The sequence below is a fragment of the Vibrio sp. J2-3(2022) genome, from assembly GCF_021725735.1.
Taxonomy (GTDB): Bacteria; Pseudomonadota; Gammaproteobacteria; order Enterobacterales; family Vibrionaceae; genus Vibrio; species Vibrio diabolicus.
On the sequence record NZ_JAKKCK010000002.1, the window covers coordinates 759,611 to 776,540 of the forward strand.

General features: G+C 44.2%; 13 protein-coding genes. 9 read left to right on the plus strand and 4 right to left on the minus strand.

What is annotated here, in order from left to right; genetic code table 11:
* Positions 1 to 166 precede the first annotated feature (166 nt).
* From L3V27_RS11475 to L3V27_RS11515, 9 genes are all read left to right on the plus strand, one after another.
* Positions 167 to 1,714: a DUF3360 family protein gene (locus L3V27_RS11475; protein ID WP_005390668.1), complete on the plus strand. Its 1,548-nt coding sequence runs from the start codon at positions 167 to 169 to the stop codon at positions 1,712 to 1,714.
* 305 nt (positions 1,715 to 2,019) lie between these two features.
* A complete protein-coding gene (pflB, locus tag L3V27_RS11480) occupies positions 2,020 to 4,296 on the plus strand; it encodes a formate C-acetyltransferase (RefSeq protein WP_005390666.1) in 2,277 nt (758 codons plus the stop codon).
* A gap of 152 nt (positions 4,297 to 4,448) precedes the next feature.
* Complete coding sequence (locus L3V27_RS11485; protein WP_167394145.1) at positions 4,449 to 5,426, plus strand: lipid A deacylase LpxR family protein; 978 nt, start codon at positions 4,449 to 4,451, stop codon at positions 5,424 to 5,426.
* A gap of 211 nt (positions 5,427 to 5,637) precedes the next feature.
* Positions 5,638 to 6,378 carry a pyruvate formate lyase 1-activating protein gene (gene pflA, locus L3V27_RS11490; RefSeq protein ID WP_005390663.1) on the plus strand — a complete coding sequence of 247 codons (741 nt, stop codon included), beginning with the start codon at positions 5,638 to 5,640 and terminating at the stop codon, positions 6,376 to 6,378.
* Between the two features lie 154 nt (positions 6,379 to 6,532).
* On the plus strand, positions 6,533 to 7,198 hold the full coding sequence (locus tag L3V27_RS11495) for an energy-coupling factor ABC transporter permease (protein WP_006742143.1): 666 nt from the start codon (positions 6,533 to 6,535) through the stop codon (positions 7,196 to 7,198).
* A gap of 136 nt (positions 7,199 to 7,334) precedes the next feature.
* Positions 7,335 to 7,835: a YfbU family protein gene (locus L3V27_RS11500; RefSeq protein ID WP_005390659.1), complete on the plus strand. Its 501-nt coding sequence runs from the start codon at positions 7,335 to 7,337 to the stop codon at positions 7,833 to 7,835.
* 486 nt (positions 7,836 to 8,321) lie between these two features.
* Positions 8,322 to 10,256 (plus strand): PrkA family serine protein kinase, encoded by a 1,935-nt coding sequence (locus tag L3V27_RS11505; RefSeq protein ID WP_005390658.1) that lies wholly within the window; start codon positions 8,322 to 8,324, stop codon positions 10,254 to 10,256.
* A 47-nt stretch (positions 10,257 to 10,303) separates the two neighbouring features.
* On the plus strand, positions 10,304 to 11,575 hold the full coding sequence (locus tag L3V27_RS11510; RefSeq protein ID WP_005390656.1) for a YeaH/YhbH family protein: 1,272 nt from the start codon (positions 10,304 to 10,306) through the stop codon (positions 11,573 to 11,575).
* 11 nt (positions 11,576 to 11,586) lie between these two features.
* Positions 11,587 to 13,146: a SpoVR family protein gene (locus tag L3V27_RS11515; protein WP_006742146.1), complete on the plus strand. Its 1,560-nt coding sequence runs from the start codon at positions 11,587 to 11,589 to the stop codon at positions 13,144 to 13,146.
* A 77-nt stretch (positions 13,147 to 13,223) separates the two neighbouring features.
* Here the strand turns inward: L3V27_RS11515 and kdsB are convergent, their stop codons facing one another.
* From kdsB to msbA, 4 genes are read right to left on the minus strand one after another with little or no spacing between them, the layout of a single operon-like run.
* The gene (kdsB, locus tag L3V27_RS11520) at positions 13,224 to 13,979 is read right to left on the minus strand and encodes a 3-deoxy-manno-octulosonate cytidylyltransferase (RefSeq protein ID WP_005390653.1); all 756 of its coding nucleotides are present in this window, start codon (positions 13,977 to 13,979) and stop codon (positions 13,224 to 13,226) included.
* The gene (locus L3V27_RS11525) at positions 13,979 to 14,158 is read right to left on the minus strand and encodes a Trm112 family protein (protein WP_005390649.1); all 180 of its coding nucleotides are present in this window, start codon (positions 14,156 to 14,158) and stop codon (positions 13,979 to 13,981) included. Before L3V27_RS11525 ends, kdsB begins: the two co-directional genes overlap by 1 nt.
* Positions 14,139 to 15,146 (minus strand): tetraacyldisaccharide 4'-kinase, encoded by a 1,008-nt coding sequence (gene lpxK / locus L3V27_RS11530; protein ID WP_237311884.1) that lies wholly within the window; start codon positions 15,144 to 15,146, stop codon positions 14,139 to 14,141. The genes L3V27_RS11525 and lpxK overlap by 20 nt, the downstream gene beginning before the upstream one ends.
* Positions 15,147 to 15,151: 5 nt before the next feature.
* Positions 15,152 to 16,900 (minus strand): lipid A ABC transporter ATP-binding protein/permease MsbA, encoded by a 1,749-nt coding sequence (gene msbA, locus L3V27_RS11535; protein ID WP_005390646.1) that lies wholly within the window; start codon positions 16,898 to 16,900, stop codon positions 15,152 to 15,154.
* Positions 16,901 to 16,930: the final 30 nt, after the last annotated feature.

Genomic DNA, 16,930 nt, shown 5'->3' on the forward strand with positions numbered 1-16,930 from the left:
AAAAGATGAGGATTTTTTTGTGCCTCAACACAATAAGTTATTAGCTATGCTTAGGCACAATGTCGACGTGTAACAAATCTAATAATAGCTAGCATAAGCGTGCCGCAGGATGCGGATTAACACAATTGAATGAAGAATTCATAACTTTTAAATATATGAGGAATCTATGTCAGACGCAGTTAACAAAACGCACTCTGATTCAGATATCGAGACCAAGAGCTACCGTGAGCTTCATCGTCCAGCATCTGAGTTCGCAAGCCGTTCAGACTACCTAGACCACGAACTACAAATTATGAAGCCGCGTCGTTTCGGCTTAAACTTGCCAGGTCGTGACTTCCGTTTTGAACTTGAAGATCTTGTTCCAGCACTTGCCGGTACGATTGGTATTATCGCGATGTACTCTGCGGTAATGATGTCTTGGGCTGAAGGCCTAACTGCCGCATGGGACCATGTTAATCTGGGCAAAGATTTCGCCATCGAAGTTGCCCGTGTAGAGATGCTCATTCCTGCACTTCTTTTCTGTGTACTTGCTTCTGGCTTTATTAACCCTAAAGCCAACCTAGCAGGTAACCACGGCCCAATGATCCCTCTTATTGGTACCATCGCGCTTGCTGGTGCTCACCCTCTTGCATTGGCAATTCTTATTGGTGTGTTTGGTTTAATTCTGAGCCTGTTAAAAGGTGGTTCAAAACTGGTTAACCTCACCTCTGAAGGTACGGCTGGTGGCCTTCTCATCTTCTTGGGTTTAACCGGAACGATGAGCCAAATTAATTCCATTCAAGCTTGGGCTGTTGGTTTGCAATCCGACACAGTTGCCGCAGGTAGCATGGGTTACATCGGTCTCATCGTTCTTGCGGTTACTATTGGCCTATACGCGTTCCTTGCTAAAGTGAACAAACGCTGGCTAGCAATCCCTGTTTGTGCCTTCACTGGCCTTGCAATCGCACTTGTTCTTGGCGCAGGCTTCGATATTAAATTCGTAACCGAGACGGGTCTTCCAAACCTAAACCCAATCTACTGGTGGGGTTCAACAGAAGAAGGTTGGATGCTTGGTCTTCCTAATATGGAACACTTCATTGCTTCTCTACCATTCGCAATTCTTGCTGTAGCAATGTGGTCTCCTGACTTCTTGGGTCACCGCATCTTCCAAGAAATGAACTACCCACGTAAGAGTGAAAAAGTACTGATGGACGTTGATGACACAATGACAATGTGTTCTGTGCGCCAAATGGTCGGTACCGCTGTCGGTGGTGGTAACATCACATCATCTTGGGGGACTTACATGATCCCTGCAGCAATCGCGAAGCGCCCTATTCCTGGCGGTGCAATCTTACTAGGTTCTCTATGTATTATTGTTGCAATCCTTGGTTTCCCTATGGATGTTGCTGTATGGCCACCAGTTATGCGCGTTGCTCTTCTCGTTGGTGTCTCTCTACCACTACTTGAAGCAGGCATGCAGATGGTGAAAGACTCAAAAGATTCACAAGCAGCAGGCATCTGTATCTTTGGTTCAGCAGTCGTTAACCCTGTTCTAGCTTGGGCACTAACTATGCTTTTAGATAACAACGGCTTAATTGGTGATAAAGAGCGCGCGTCTCGCTTGTCGTTTGTAGACAAGATTGTGATCCCAGTAAGCGTACTTATTATCTGTTTAGTTGCTATGCTTGCAGTTGGTATGCTTGAAGGCCAATATGGCATCCAAGCTTGGCTGTAAAGCTGACAGTTCAGAAAATGTGTGGGTAGCGCTAGTCGCTACCCCATTTTTATCGAGATTTTTGAGGATTTATTGATTTAGTTTAAGGTTTGCAAAAAAATTTTAGTTTAACCTCTAACTGTTGCTTAAAAAGAGAAACGTTAAAACTAGTGACAATATTTATAGTTTTGTAACTCGAACATTTAAATTTAAGACTATAAATATTGTTATTCATAAGAGTGTACTGTTCCCCTCTTTAACTTGGGGATAGCTGGCTCAACGGCGAAGCAGTACGTATTTTTTTCTACTAAAAAGGTAGGTATGTCATGGCAGAGCAATTTGCTAAAGCTTGGGAAGGTTTTGCTGCAGGCGACTGGCAAAACGAAGTAAACGTTCGTGATTTCATTCAGAAGAACTACACTCCGTACGAAGGCGACGAATCTTTCCTAGTTTCTGAAGGTACTGAAGCGACTAACAAGCTTTGGGCTAAGGTAATGGAAGGCATCAAACAAGAGAACGCGACTCACGCTCCTGTTGATTTTGATACTTCAGTTATCTCTACCATCACTGCTCACGATGCAGGCTACATCGAAAAAGACCTAGAAACTATCGTAGGTCTTCAAACTGACGCTCCTCTAAAACGTGCGATCATCCCTAACGGTGGTATCCGTATGGTTGAAGGTTCATGCAAAGCCTACAACCGCGAGCTTGACCCACAAGTTAAGAAAATCTACACAGAATACCGTAAAACTCACAACCAAGGCGTTTTCGACATCTACACTCCACAAATCATGGCGTGTCGTAAGTCTGGCGTATTGACTGGTCTTCCTGATGCATACGGTCGTGGTCGTATCATCGGTGACTACCGTCGTGTTGCTCTATACGGTATTGATTTCCTAATGAAGGATAAATTCGCACAGTTCTCTTCTCTACAAGAGCGTTTCGAGAACGGCGAAGACCTACAAATGACAATGCAGCTTCGTGAAGAGATCGCAGAGCAACACCGTGCTCTAGGTCAAATCAAAGAAATGGCTGCAAAATACGGTTGTGACATTTCTCGTCCTGCTGAAACTGCACAAGAAGCTATCCAGTGGACTTACTTCGGTTACCTAGCTGCTGTTAAATCTCAAAACGGCGCGGCAATGTCTCTAGGCCGTACGTCTACGTTCCTAGACATCTTCATCGAGCGCGATATCGCTGCTGGCCGCATCACAGAAGAACAAGCTCAGGAAATGATCGACCACTTCGTAATGAAACTACGTATGGTTCGTTTCCTACGTACTCCTGAGTACGATGATCTATTCTCTGGCGACCCTATCTGGGCAACTGAGTCTATGGGTGGTATGGGTCTTGACGGTCGTACGCTAGTTACTCGTACAAACTTCCGTTTCCTAAACTCACTATACACAATGGGTCCTTCTCCAGAGCCAAACATCACTGTTCTTTGGTCTGAGCAACTACCTGAAGGCTTCAAGAAGTTCTGTGCGAAAGTGTCTATCGATACTTCTTCAATCCAGTACGAAAACGACGACCTAATGCGTCCAGACATGAACTCTGACGACTACGCAATCGCATGTTGTGTATCGCCAATGGTTGTTGGTAAGCAAATGCAGTTCTTTGGTGCTCGTGCTAACCTTGCGAAAACTATGCTTTACACCATCAACGGTGGTGTGGATGAGAAGCTAAAAATCCAAGTTGGTCCACAAATGCCGAAGATCGAAGGCGATGTACTGAACTACGATGAGTTGTGGGAGAAAATGGACCACTTCATGGATTGGCTAGCGAAGCAGTACGTGACTGCACTAAACGCTATCCACTTCATGCACGACAAGTACAGCTACGAAGCGGCACTAATGGCTCTACATGACCGTGACGTTAAACGTACTATGGCTTGTGGTATTGCTGGTCTATCTGTTGCGGCTGACTCTCTGTCTGCAATCAAATACGCAAAAGTTAAGCCAATCCGTGACGAAGACGGTCTAGCAATCGACTTCGAAATCGAAGGTGATTACCCTAAATTTGGTAACAACGACCCACGCGTTGATGATATCGCATGTGAACTTGTTTCTGTATTTATGGGCAAAATCCGTAAGCTTAAGACTTACCGTGATGCAATCCCTACTCAGTCAATTCTTACTATCACTTCAAACGTGGTTTACGGTAAGAAAACTGGTAACACACCTGACGGTCGTCGTGCTGGTGCTCCATTTGCTCCAGGTGCTAACCCAATGCACGGTCGCGATGAGAAAGGTGCCGTAGCATCACTAACTTCAGTTGCAAAACTGCCGTTTGCTGACGCACAAGATGGTATCTCTTACACATTCTCTATCGTACCTAATGCACTAGGTAAAGATGAGGGTTCACAACGCGCTAACCTTGCTGGTCTGATGGATGGTTACTTCCACCACGAAGCGGGTATCGAAGGTGGTCAACACCTAAACGTGAACGTTCTTAACCGCGAAACTCTAGAAGACGCCGTTAAGCACCCAGAGAAATACCCTCAGCTAACAATCCGTGTATCTGGTTACGCTGTTCGCTTTAACTCTCTAACTGCAGAGCAACAAGCTGACGTAATCGCACGTACATTCACAGAGTCTCTATAAGACTTTAATGAAATAACGTTTTAGTGATACAACAAAGGCTGATGCTTCTAAGCATCAGCCTTTTTTTATTTCTTGAATGAAAGTTGTGATATTACGAAAGATTTTGCCCACATTCTTACGTATGATGCGAAAAAAGTTAGTAAATAAAGTATATGAAACTCAGTAAATTAATTGTTCTTACTCTTCTTTCTCCAGTTGCGATGGCATCCACTAAGTCTACGGTCTCTTTTACACTCGACAATGATGGTATTTTCGGCGTCGACCAAGACTACACAAATGGTATTTTTCTTTCCTACGCAACAGGCCAACTGAAACAAGAAAGCCAATGGAAATGGCTGAGTCTGGCTGACTCAGAACACGCCAATATCGATAAAATAGAGTTGGTTCTTGGCCACAAAATGTGGACTCCGAGCGACATTGAAGCGGATTATCCACTGGTCAATGATCGCCCATATGCGGGTTATCTACATACTGAGATCAACTATCTTTCTTTGACTGATGATAAGGCCGTCCGCTACAACTTCACCATCGGTGCAACAGGTGAAAGTTCGCTTTCAGAAAAAGCGCAAGAAATCGTTCACGGCATAACAGGCTCGACTGACCCACAAGGTTGGGATTACCAGATCGACGATAAAGTGGCGTTTAGCCTTGGCTACCGCGTATTTAATAAATTGATGCGCAGCGAAGAACAAAAAACGCAATGGGAAATCACCAACATTAACGACATCAATGCAGGTAACTTCCGTAGTGATGTCTCTCAAGGCGTCATGTTTCGTTGGGGTACAAACCTAGCAAGCAGCATCGGAGCCGCCAATATTAGTGTTGAGAGCCCGTTCTCAGCGAGTATGCTCGCACAGGATACTTCAAGCTGGTTCTTATTTACGGGGTTTGAAGGTCGTTACCGTTTCAATGACATGACCATCGAAGGTGATCGCCCTGGTATTCCTGAGCCATCCGCGCCATACGACGTCACACTGCAAAATTGGCAAGCAAGCGCCGTAGCGGGTGCAACTTGGTATAACCAAAATTACGGTGCAAGCCTAACCTTTACGATAAAAACGCCAGATTATGAAGAATCCCAAACTGATGTTTATGGGACAGGCTCCTTCTCTGTGTTCGCCTTTTTCTAAAAGCTGACTTATCCCTGTATCCACACCAATCTAAATACAAGGCAAGTTCTCTCGTTTGGTATTAACCAACCCTGTGATCAAGCATTTATTTAGATTGGTCTATCTATTTTCTTTCTTCACATAACCTTGCCTTTAGTACCGACAAAGCTGTTTTAACCCTGCTTTTTGTAATAAAATAACAGCTAGAATTTACTAGTAATGAGAGCAAAAGATGTCAACAACTGGTCGTATTCACTCATTTGAGTCATGTGGTACCGTAGACGGACCTGGTATTCGTTTTATCGTCTTCTTGCAAGGTTGTTTGATGCGCTGTAAGTATTGCCACAATCGCGATACATGGGATACGCATGATGGCAAAGAAGTTACGGTTGAAGAGATCATTTCCGAAGCGAAAAGTTACCGCCACTTCATGAATGCATCAGGTGGTGGCGTTACTTGTTCTGGCGGCGAAGCGATGCTTCAACCTGAATTTGTACGGGACTTTTTCCGCGCAGCTAAAGCAGAAGGTATTCATACGTGTCTAGATACGAACGGTTATGTTCGTAAACACACTGATGTTATTGATGAAGTACTGGATGCAACAGACTTAGTAATGCTTGATATCAAGCACATGAAAGATGAAGTGCACCAAGATCTCATCGGCGTATCGAACCGACGTACATTGGACTTTGCTCGTTACTTGCAAAAAATCGGAAAGAAAACTTGGATTCGCTATGTAGTCGTGCCTGGTTACACAGATGACCCTGAAGCAGCACACATGCTTGGTGAGTTTATTAAAGATATGGATAACATCGAAAAGGTCGAGTTACTTCCTTATCACAAATTGGGTGCCCATAAATGGGAAGCATTGGGCTTAGAATACCCACTCGAAGGGGTAAACCCTCCACCGAAAGAAACTATGGACGAGATTCAATCCATTCTTGCGCAGTACAACGATAACGTAAAATACTAAGTGAACAGCAAGACTAACCTCTTTAAAATACCAGCATATTGCTGGTATTTTTTTAACTATACCTAAGTACCTTCAATGAATCTCTATGAGTTGATTTAGGTATAAAAAGAACAATAGAAATGATTGCGTCATGATCGCATAGGAAGGAAGTAACATGGATTGGTTTAACTTGGGCTCTCTGGTTGTCATACTTTGGATAGTGCTCGCCTACTGTCTACCAGATTGGAAAAAAGTAGTTTGGCCCAAGCTTGAAAAGGAAAAAGCATTTCAGCACCTCGTTTTTGCAACACTCTTTTTTTTCAGCATCCTATGGGCAACTCAAGCAGGCGTAAAAGAAGGACTACAGATTCATTTTCTCGCGCTAACAACGCTGACGATGATGTATGGTTGGCGTATGGCCTTTCTAATCAGTATCCCCGCAATGCTGGTCAACCACCTGCTACATGATGTGTCGTTGTTGCAGTTACCCACGTCTTTAGTATTGTCTGCCCTGCTTCCTATCTTCATTAGTTACCTCGTCTTTCTTTTGAGTTATCACTACTTGCCAAGAAACATTTTTGTGTTCATCTTCGTTGCAGGTTTTTTCAACGGCGCGATAACAGGAAGCCTGCATCTGCTGATTAACTCCTTTTACCATTTATCGGTTGGTCATTACGATTGGGAAACCATTCAACATAACTACTTTATTTTTGTACCGTTGCTTGCCTTCCCTGAGGGCCTATTAAATGGTATGTCACTGGCGGTTTTAACCGTATTCAAGCCAGAGTGGCTAAGAGTATTTTCAGACCGAGACTACATATACAATCATTACCATAAATAAGTGTTTTTAAACTGGTCAAAAGTGACAGTTCTTGCCATTTTTTAGTATTAAATATGTGTTGAGATCATGTTTCACTCATGTCTTAAGCGTTAACCTAAGCACATTAAAAATGTATTAGATATCTAGTGAGGTCATCATGGAAATGTCAAACGCTCAACGTTTGATTCTATCAAACCAATACAACCTTATGTCTCAACTTGATCCAAGTAATGCGGCCAAATACAAACGCTTACAAACGATCGTTGAACGTGGCTATGAGCTACAAATGCGTGAGTTGAATAAAGATTTCGGCTGTCTGTCAGAAGCGGAGTGTCGTGAGATCATCGACGTTATGGAGATGTATCACGCGATGCAAGAATCTTACAACATGCTCGATACCGAAGATCGTAACAAAGTGGATCAGCGCCGCTTGCAGTTCCTTGGGTTTGATATTGCTTCAGAGGCCCAACAAGTCCATTACGTACGCTTCCTTATTGATTCTGAAGGTCTGTACCCTCAATTTGATAAAGCAGACCATCACTTTAACAGCCAAATGCCAATGCTGGATAAATACCGTCGTATGCTACAAACTTGGCGCAACTGCCCTCGTCAGTACCATTTATGCGAAAACGAGCTTGCACAAATCTTCAGCGCATAAACTATTCGTCTACGAAAAGGAAAGCACTCGCTTTCCTTTTTTATTTGCCCTGTCACAACCTTACCGCTGCTTTTTCACCTTCTTACGCTTCCCTTGTGCGATGTAGAGCAATGAATCACTGAGACTCTTCTGTCTTTGCCAAATATCTGATTTCTATTGCACCTATTCACGACATAAATTCATCTTCAGTGAAAGAGTGATTCAAATGTCACTTTTGCAATAAATTCATAATTGTTAAGCAAAATTGCAAATCCCCGACTAGGCTTAAGTAGAGAAAGGCTGTGATTGAAAGATTCATACCCACCGCTCACCGTTGTAATGAAAAAACTGTCCATAAAGCAAAGTCTTTGGTGTCGCCAATCTTACATTCTGTACGAACCAAATGTGATAACAGGACGTATATTCAAACAACAAGGAGCATAACAATAGGTGGGAAAGCCTGAATCAACGTTCGTCGGTAGACTGACTATTAAAGGGGAAAGCGACATGAGTATTTTCGACCACTATCAATCAAGATATGAAGCTGCAAAAGATGAAGAGATGTCGTTACAGGAGTTTCTAGCCCTGTGTAAGGATGACAAAAGCGCTTATGCTAATGCAGCAGAACGCCTACTGATGGCGATCGGTGAACCAGAGATAATTGATACGGCAAAAGACCCGAGATTGAGCCGCATCTTCTCGAATCGTGTTATCTCTCGTTATGAAACCTTTAAAGATTTTTATGGTATGGAAGATGCCATAGAGCAAATTGTGTCTTACCTAAAACACGCGGCGCAAGGTTTAGAGGAACGTAAGCAGATCCTTTACCTACTCGGTCCTGTCGGCGGTGGTAAGTCCTCACTTGCTGAAAAACTTAAGGCTTTGATGGAACAGATGCCTATCTATGTTCTTACTGCTAATGGCGAACGTAGCCCAGTGAATGACCATCCATTCTGTCTATTCAAAGCCACGGAAGACGGCGATATTTTGAAAAAAGAATATGGCATCGAGCAACGTTATCTTCGCTCGATTATGTCGCCATGGGCCGCTAAACGCCTTCATGAATTTGGCGGCGATATCACTAAATTTAAGGTAGTGAAAGTTCGCCCTTCAATTCTCGATCAGATCGGTATTGCTAAAACAGAACCAGGGGATGAAAACAACCAAGATATTTCATCACTGGTTGGTAAAGTCGATATCCGTAAACTCGAACATTACTCGCAAGACGACCCAGATGCCTACAGCTACTCCGGTGCGCTGTGTAAAGCAAACCAAGGTTTAATGGAATTCGTTGAGATGTTCAAAGCGCCGATCAAAGTACTTCACCCACTATTGACGGCAACGCAAGAAGGTAACTTCAACGGTACTGAAGGTCTTTCTGCGATTCCATTCGACGGTATGATTCTGGCTCACTCGAACGAATCTGAGTGGCAGACTTTCCGTAACAACAAAAATAACGAAGCCTTCCTCGACCGTGTGTACATTGTAAAAGTACCTTACTGTCTCCGCGTATCCGAAGAAGTGAAAATTTACCAAAAACTGCTCGAAAACAGTGAGCTGTCTCAGGCTCCTTGTTCTCCAAGCACGCTCGAAACTTTAGCGCAATTCAGTATTCTTTCACGCCTGAAAGAGCCTGAAAACTCATCCATTTTCTCAAAAATGCGCGTCTACGATGGTGAAACACTCAAAGACACCGATCCAAAGGCAAAAAGCTATCAAGAGTATCGTGATTATGCGGGTGTCGATGAAGGCATGAATGGTCTCTCTACACGTTTCGCCTTTAAGATTTTGTCACGCGTATTTAACTTCGACCAAACCGAGGTGGCAGCCAACCCTGTACACCTGTTCTATGTGATTGAACAACAGGTTGAACGTGAACAGTTCCCTGCTGAAACGGCAGAGAAATATCTCGAGTTCTTGAAAGGCTACCTAGTGCCTCGCTACGTTGAATTTATTGGTAAAGAGATTCAGACCGCTTATCTCGAGTCTTACTCTGAATACGGTCAGAACATCTTCGACCGCTATGTCACCTACGCAGACTTCTGGATTCAAGACCAAGAGTACCGAGATCCAGAAACTGGTCAGCTATTTGATCGATCTTCACTCAACGCTGAGCTAGAGAAGATCGAGAAAACCGCTGGTATTTCTAACCCGAAAGATTTCCGAAACGAAATCGTTAACTTTGTGCTTCGTGCGAAAGCGAATAACAATGGTCAAAACCCGGTTTGGACCAGCTACGAAAAACTGCGCACAGTAATCGAGAAGAAAATGTTCTCCAATACCGAAGAGCTACTTCCGGTTATCTCATTTAATGCGAAAACCTCTTCTGAAGATCAGAAGAAGCATGACGACTTTGTCGCTCGCATGATGGAAAAAGGCTATACCGAGAAACAGGTTCGCCTACTTTCTGAGTGGTACCTACGAGTACGTAAGTCATCCTAACCCAGTATTGAGTTAGGTCGCTTGTGAAACATGAAGAGGGCTATTTCATGGCGCAATTTATAGACCGAAGGCTCAATGGCAAGAACAAGAGCGCTGTTAATCGACAGCGCTTCTTGAAGCGCCACAAAGAGCAAATAAAAGAGTCGGTAGCAGACGCAGTGAATCGACGCTCGATTACGAATACGGAAACGGGCGAAGACGTCTCTATCCCTCACAAAGACATCAATGAGCCGATCTTTCATCAAGGCAAAGGTGGTGTTCGCGAACGAGTTCATCCCGGCAATGACCAATTCATTACTGGTGATAAAATTGAGCGTCCCAAAGGTGGCGGTCAAGGTAGTGGCTCGGGAGAAGGCAATGCCAGTCCAGATGGAGAAGGCCAAGACGAATTTGTATTCCAAATATCAAAAGATGAGTACCTCGATATTTTGTTCGAAGATCTCGAGCTGCCTAATCTAGAAAAAAACCAAATTGCCAAAATTACTGAATGGAAAACGCACCGCGCAGGCTTTCAAACTGCTGGTATCCCTTCAAACATTGCGGTAGTACGTTCGCTGCAACAATCTCTTGCACGACGTACGGCAATGACCGCGGGTAAGAAACGTCTTCTCAAAGAGCTAGAAGATGAACTTGCTCGCATCAAAAACATTGAACCCGCTCAGCAGTTTGAAGAGAACCGCTTGAAGGCTGAAATTGAAGAGCTGCGTAAGAAAATTGAGGGGGTTCCATTTATTGACACCTTCGACTTACGCTTTAAAAACTATGAAAAACGCCCTGTACCTTCTAGTCAAGCTGTGATGTTTTGTTTGATGGACGTATCGGGCTCGATGGATCAAGCAACAAAAGACATCGCAAAACGTTTTTACGTTCTGTTATACCTGTTCTTAACTCGTACTTACGAGAATGTAGACGTTGTCTTCATTCGCCACCACACCCAAGCGAAAGAAGTGGACGAACACGAGTTCTTCTACTCGCAAGAGACCGGGGGCACTATTGTATCCAGCGCATTGAAACTGATGGACGAAATCGTAAAAGAGCGCTATCCAATTGGACAATGGAACATTTATGCTGCGCAAGCATCCGATGGCGATAACTGGGCAGATGACTCGCCAAGATGCCGCGATCTATTAGTGAACAAACTACTGCCAAACTGTCAGTACTACTCCTACATAGAAATTACGCGACGCTCGCACCAAACTCTATGGCATGAGTACGAAAAGCTTACCGATGAATTTCCGAACTTCGCAATGAAAAACATTCGCTCTGTGGAGGATATTTTCCCAGTCTTCCGTGAACTATTCCAAAAAGAAACGGCGTAAGGAGGCTAGCGATGAGTACCGCAACGAAAAACCTCTCAGGAGAGGCGCCTAAGAAGCGTAATAGTAAAATGCTGCCAGATGGACCGGATTGGACATTTGAGCTGTTGGAACGCTACCACAAAGAGATTAAGCGTGTCGCACAACACTATCGCCTAGACACTTACCCTAACCAGATAGAAGTGATTACTTCCGAGCAAATGATGGATGCCTACTCAAGTATTGGTATGCCCATCAATTACAACCACTGGTCGTTTGGTAAGAAGTTCATCCAAACGGAGCAGAACTATAAGCATGGTCAAATGGGGTTAGCCTACGAGATTGTCATTAACTCCAATCCGTGTATCGCTTATTTGATGGAAGAAAATACCGTGACAATGCAAGCGCTAGTGATTGCTCACGCTTGTTACGGGCACAACTCTTTCTTCAAAGGTAATTATCTGTTCCAAACCTGGACGGACGCTAGCTCCATCATCGATTATTTGCTGTTTGCCAAAAAGTATTTAGCTGAATGTGAGGAGCGATATGGAGTACAGGAAGTGGAAAAACTGCTCGACTCCTGCCACGCCTTAATGAACTTTGGTGTGGATCGTTACAAGCGACCAGAGAAAATCTCCATTACCGAAGAGAAAGCGCGACAAGAAGAACGCGAGGCATACTTACAGTCTCAAGTGAATGAATTGTGGCGCACAGTACCAAGAGCCAAAACCAAAGAGGAAGATCTTAAAGAGCGATTCCCAAGCGAGCCTCAGGAAAACTTGCTCTACTTTTTCGAAAAGCATGCCCCGCTACTAGAGCCGTGGCAACGTGAAGTCGTGCGGATTGTACGCAAAATCAGTCAGTATTTTTATCCGCAAAAACAAACGCAGGTCATGAACGAAGGCTGGGCAACATTCTGGCATTACACCATTCTCAATCATCTTTACGATGAGGGTTTGGTATCCGAAAAGTTCATTCTAGAGTTCTTACATAGCCATACCAGTGTGGTAGCTCAACCGCCTTATAATAGCCCTTACTTTAATGGTATTAATCCATACGCCTTGGGCTTTGCAATGTTCCGAGATATTAAACGTATCTGTGAAGAACCAACTGATGAGGACAAGGAGTGGTTTCCGGATTTGGCAGGAACAGATTGGTTAGATGCGGTACATTTCGCGATGCATAATTTCAAAGATGAAAGCTTCATTAGCCAATACCTTTCTCCGAAATTAATGCGTGATTTCAAGCTGTTTGCGATCAACGATGATGACCACAAAAACTTTATTGAAGTCGCCGCGATACACGATGAGATGGGTTATAAACGCATTAGAGAAACCTTAGCCGCTCAGTACAACTTATCTAATCTTGAGCCAAACATTCAGGTATTTAATGTCGATGTTCGTGGTGATCGCTCACTCACGTTGCAATACGTACCTCATAACCGAATCCCGCTTGATGACAGTTATGAAGAAGTTCTGAAACACGTGTACCGATTGTGGGGATTTGATGTCATTCTGCAAGAAGTAAAAGACACAGGTCACCGAGAAGTCTTAGCGACCTGCCCTAAACGGAACCAATATGACACAAACATCTAACTAATACTTGGATATAAGCAACAAAAAGGCTCCTAATTCAGGAGCCTTTCTCGTTCTTAATTCAATGTGACCTTTAGTTATGCTTGCTTCGCCACAATAGCGCGCACCGCCTCTAGATCTTCTGGCGTATCAACGCCGGCTGCTGGCGCTTCTTTCGCTACCGCTACATGAATTTTTTCACCGTACCAAAGCACTCGTAGTTGCTCAAGGCACTCGATCTGCTCCAATGCGCTCGGAGCCCAGTTTACATACGTATTAATAAAACCAGCTCGATAAGCATAAATACCAATATGACGCATTAATGGGTTGGCAATGATTTTGTCTTGTTTGGCAAAGTTATCGCGATCCCAAGGGATAGTTGCTCGGCTAAAGTACATCGCATAGCCTTGCTCATTAGCCACAACTTTAACTGCATTCGGATTGAACACTTCTTCTTCCGAGTCTATTTCTACGGCTAATGTCGCCATCGGAGCATCACATCCCGATAAGTTATCAGCAACCTGACGAATGATAGACGGTGGAATCAAAGGCTCGTCCCCTTGCACATTAACAATAATGTGGTCTGCAGGAATAGCCATCTTTTCAACAACTTCAGCAAGGCGTTCAGTACCTGACTCGTGATTGGGAGAGGTCATACAGACTTTACCACCAAACGACGAGACAGCATCAGCAACACGCTCGTCATCAGTTGCCACGATAACATCTTCCGCACCCGCTTGTAGCGCTTGCTCGTAAACCCACTGAACCATTGGCTTACCGCCAATATCCGCCAACGGTTTACCAGGCAAACGGCTCGATGCGTAACGCGAAGGAATGACAACCGTAAAAGACATTAGCGTCCCTCATCCATACTCATAGTACGAGCCTCAGGCTCCAGCAGAACGGGAATACCCTCTTTGATCGGGTAAGCGAGGCGATCCAATTTGCAGATCAACTCTTGATTCTCTTTATCGTACGTCAGCTTACCTTTGCAAACAGGGCAAGCTACAATCTCAAGCAGACGGTGATCCATAAGCCGCTTTAACCTCTTTTATTCTCTTTAAAATTTGCTCTGCATCGTTTGGTTCAAACTGGGCAGATACAGGCAGATACCACCAATTATCTTGCGCATAATGGCTGCACTTGACGGCATCTTTCTCGGTCATAATCACATTGGCTCCTTGTTGAGCCAATGCTTCTAATTCTTGTTGGTCAAAGTCTTGATGGTCAGCAAAACCTTTTGTGACTTTAACATCTGCGTTCATCGAGTTTAATGTATGAAAAAATCGTGGTGGATGCCCAATCCCTGCAAATGCCACTAGCTCTTTTAACTCAGAAACTTCCACAAGTTGCTTAGTCTTGAGGTTAATGGCTTTAGATGGCGCTAAAGTCATTGCGATTTCGCCCGTATGTGCTTGACCGCCATTGGTGATGATAAAGTCGACTTCAGCAAGACGCTCGACCCCTTCACGAAGTGGGCCAAGCGGAATGAGGCTTTCATTCCCAAATCGGCGATTCCCATCCACAATCACTAACTCAATATCACGGCCTAACGCATAATGCTGTAACCCATCGTCCGTAATAATGATATCTACACCTGACTCTAACAGTGCTTTCACAGCATTTGAACGCACCGGGTCTACCGCAACAGGCGCTCCTGTGCGGCGATGAATCAACTTAGGCTCATCACCACAATGTTTCGCAGGCGTATCTTCTTTTAGAACTAACGGATAGGCAGGCGCTTTTGCTCCATAGCCACGAGAAACAACCCCTGGCTTAAGCCCAAGCTGTTGCAGTTGCTCAACAAGCCAAACCACAACTGGTGTTTTGCCATTACCACCAGCCGTGATATTGCCGACAACAATAACAGGGATAGGCGCGTTGTAGACTTGCTTACGGCCTGCTTGATATTGCTTTCGCTTAGACTTACTTATTGCTCCAAATAATACACTCAGTGGCCACAAAAGCGGCCACAAGAGGTATTTTATTGGATGGTTTTCAAACCAGATTTTTTCAACCACCGCGTCTATTCACCAAACTGAATACGGTGCAGTTGTGCATACGCACCATTTTTTGCAATAAGATCGGCGTGGTTGCCACGCTCAATGATGGCGCCATCATCAACCACAAGAATTTCATCGGCTTTCTCGATTGTGGATAAGCGGTGCGCAATCACGAGTACCGTTTTGTCTTTCTGCAGTTCATCTAATGCAGCTTGGATAGCGCGTTCGGATTCCGTATCCAAAGCAGAGGTCGCCTCATCAAGAATCAATACCGGTGCATCACGCAATAGAGCACGTGCAATAGCGACACGTTGACGTTGACCGCCAGATAGACTCGCGCCATTTTCACCAATCATGGTATCAAGCCCATCATCCATTTTGCTGATGAATTCCATAGCATGCGCGAGTTTTGCCGCTTTCTCGATATCACTGCGCTCGTATTTTCCATCCGTTGCGTAAGCAATATTGTTTGCAATCGTGTCATTAAATAAATGAACATTTTGTGATACTAGCGCAAACTGCTGACGCAAGTTCTTTAGCTCGTATTCACGAATATCATGTCCGTCTAATGTGATGGAGCCACTATCAACATCATAGAAACGATTGAACAAGTTCGCGATGGTACTTTTACCGGAACCGGAACGACCAACCAGCGCAACGGTCTTCCCTCTTGGAATATCGAAGCTGACATTTTCCAATGCTGGCTTTTCTGCGCCAGTATAAGTAAAGCTTACGTTTTTAACTGAAACATCGCCATTTGCGCGTTCAACTGTCAACTTACCTTCGTTTTTCTCAGGCTCAAGGTCAATCAACGCAAAGAGCGTTTGGCTCGCGGCCATACCACGTTGGAACTGAGAGGTAACGTTAGTAAGCGCTTTAAGCGGACGCATCAAACCAAACATCGCAGAGAAGACAACGGTAAATGTACCTGGAGTCAGTTGCTCTTTAATCGAGTCAATACTTGCTAAGTAAAGAACGGCAACAATAGCAAGTGACGCAATCATTTGGATGATAGGGTTAGCCGCTGCTTGAGCTGTCACCAACTTCATGCTTTGTTGACGCATTTGGTTGCTGACTTTTTCAAATCGTTTACGTTCGATATCCTGGCCGCCGTAGCTCAACACGACTTTATGGCCTTTCAGCATCTGCTCTGCTGACGCAGTCACGTTGCCCATCATTGTCTGCATATTTTTGGATATTTTTCTAAAACGTTTAGAAACGACACCAATACCCCACGCGACAACAGGAGCAACAGCAAACAGCACTAACGACAACTGCCAGCTGTTGTAAAACATCAGGACTAACAGGCCAATGATACTTGCACCTTCGCGAACGATGCTCACTAACGCTTGGCTAGTTGCCGCAGATACTTGCTCTGAATCGTAGGTAATACGTGACAATAAATTGCCCGTCTTTTCCTTATCGAAGTAAGACACAGGCATATGCATAAAGTGATTGAATACCATACGGCGGACTTGCATAACCACATTGCCGGATACCCAGCTCAAACAGTATGTGGAGACAAATCCACTTATGCCACGGACAAACATCATGGCAAAAATAATCAATGGAAGCGTGCGTAGAAAATCAGATTCAGCGTTCCCAAAACCTTCATCTAGTAATGGTTTTAATAGGGAAATCATATAGGTATCTGATATAGCATTAATAACTAATGCAATGACTGCAACGACAAGACCTGACTTGTAAAGGCGAATAAATTGCCATAGACGCTTAAACGTCTGCCAAGTCGTTTCATCAGTATTTATCGACATAGAAGTGCTTTATTTTCTTACATTAAGACT

What these genes read in the sequence shown, in the direction of transcription:
- L3V27_RS11510 (WP_005390656.1), top strand. Translation starts at nt 10,304, where the DNA reads ATGGCGCAATTTATAGACCGAAGGCTCAATGGCAAGAACAAGAGCGCT.
- L3V27_RS11505 (WP_005390658.1), top strand. Translation starts at nt 8,322, where the DNA reads ATGAGTATTTTCGACCACTATCAATCAAGATATGAAGCTGCAAAAGAT.
- L3V27_RS11525 (WP_005390649.1), bottom strand. Translation starts at nt 14,158, where the DNA reads ATGGATCACCGTCTGCTTGAGATTGTAGCTTGCCCTGTTTGCAAAGGT.
- L3V27_RS11515 (WP_006742146.1), top strand. Translation starts at nt 11,587, where the DNA reads ATGAGTACCGCAACGAAAAACCTCTCAGGAGAGGCGCCTAAGAAGCGT.
- L3V27_RS11485 (WP_167394145.1), top strand. Translation starts at nt 4,449, where the DNA reads ATGAAACTCAGTAAATTAATTGTTCTTACTCTTCTTTCTCCAGTTGCG.
- pflA (WP_005390663.1), top strand. Translation starts at nt 5,638, where the DNA reads ATGTCAACAACTGGTCGTATTCACTCATTTGAGTCATGTGGTACCGTA.
- L3V27_RS11500 (WP_005390659.1), top strand. Translation starts at nt 7,335, where the DNA reads ATGGAAATGTCAAACGCTCAACGTTTGATTCTATCAAACCAATACAAC.
- L3V27_RS11495 (WP_006742143.1), top strand. Translation starts at nt 6,533, where the DNA reads ATGGATTGGTTTAACTTGGGCTCTCTGGTTGTCATACTTTGGATAGTG.
- msbA (WP_005390646.1), bottom strand. Translation starts at nt 16,900, where the DNA reads ATGTCGATAAATACTGATGAAACGACTTGGCAGACGTTTAAGCGTCTA.
- kdsB (WP_005390653.1), bottom strand. Translation starts at nt 13,979, where the DNA reads ATGTCTTTTACGGTTGTCATTCCTTCGCGTTACGCATCGAGCCGTTTG.
- pflB (WP_005390666.1), top strand. Translation starts at nt 2,020, where the DNA reads ATGGCAGAGCAATTTGCTAAAGCTTGGGAAGGTTTTGCTGCAGGCGAC.
- L3V27_RS11475 (WP_005390668.1), top strand. Translation starts at nt 167, where the DNA reads ATGTCAGACGCAGTTAACAAAACGCACTCTGATTCAGATATCGAGACC.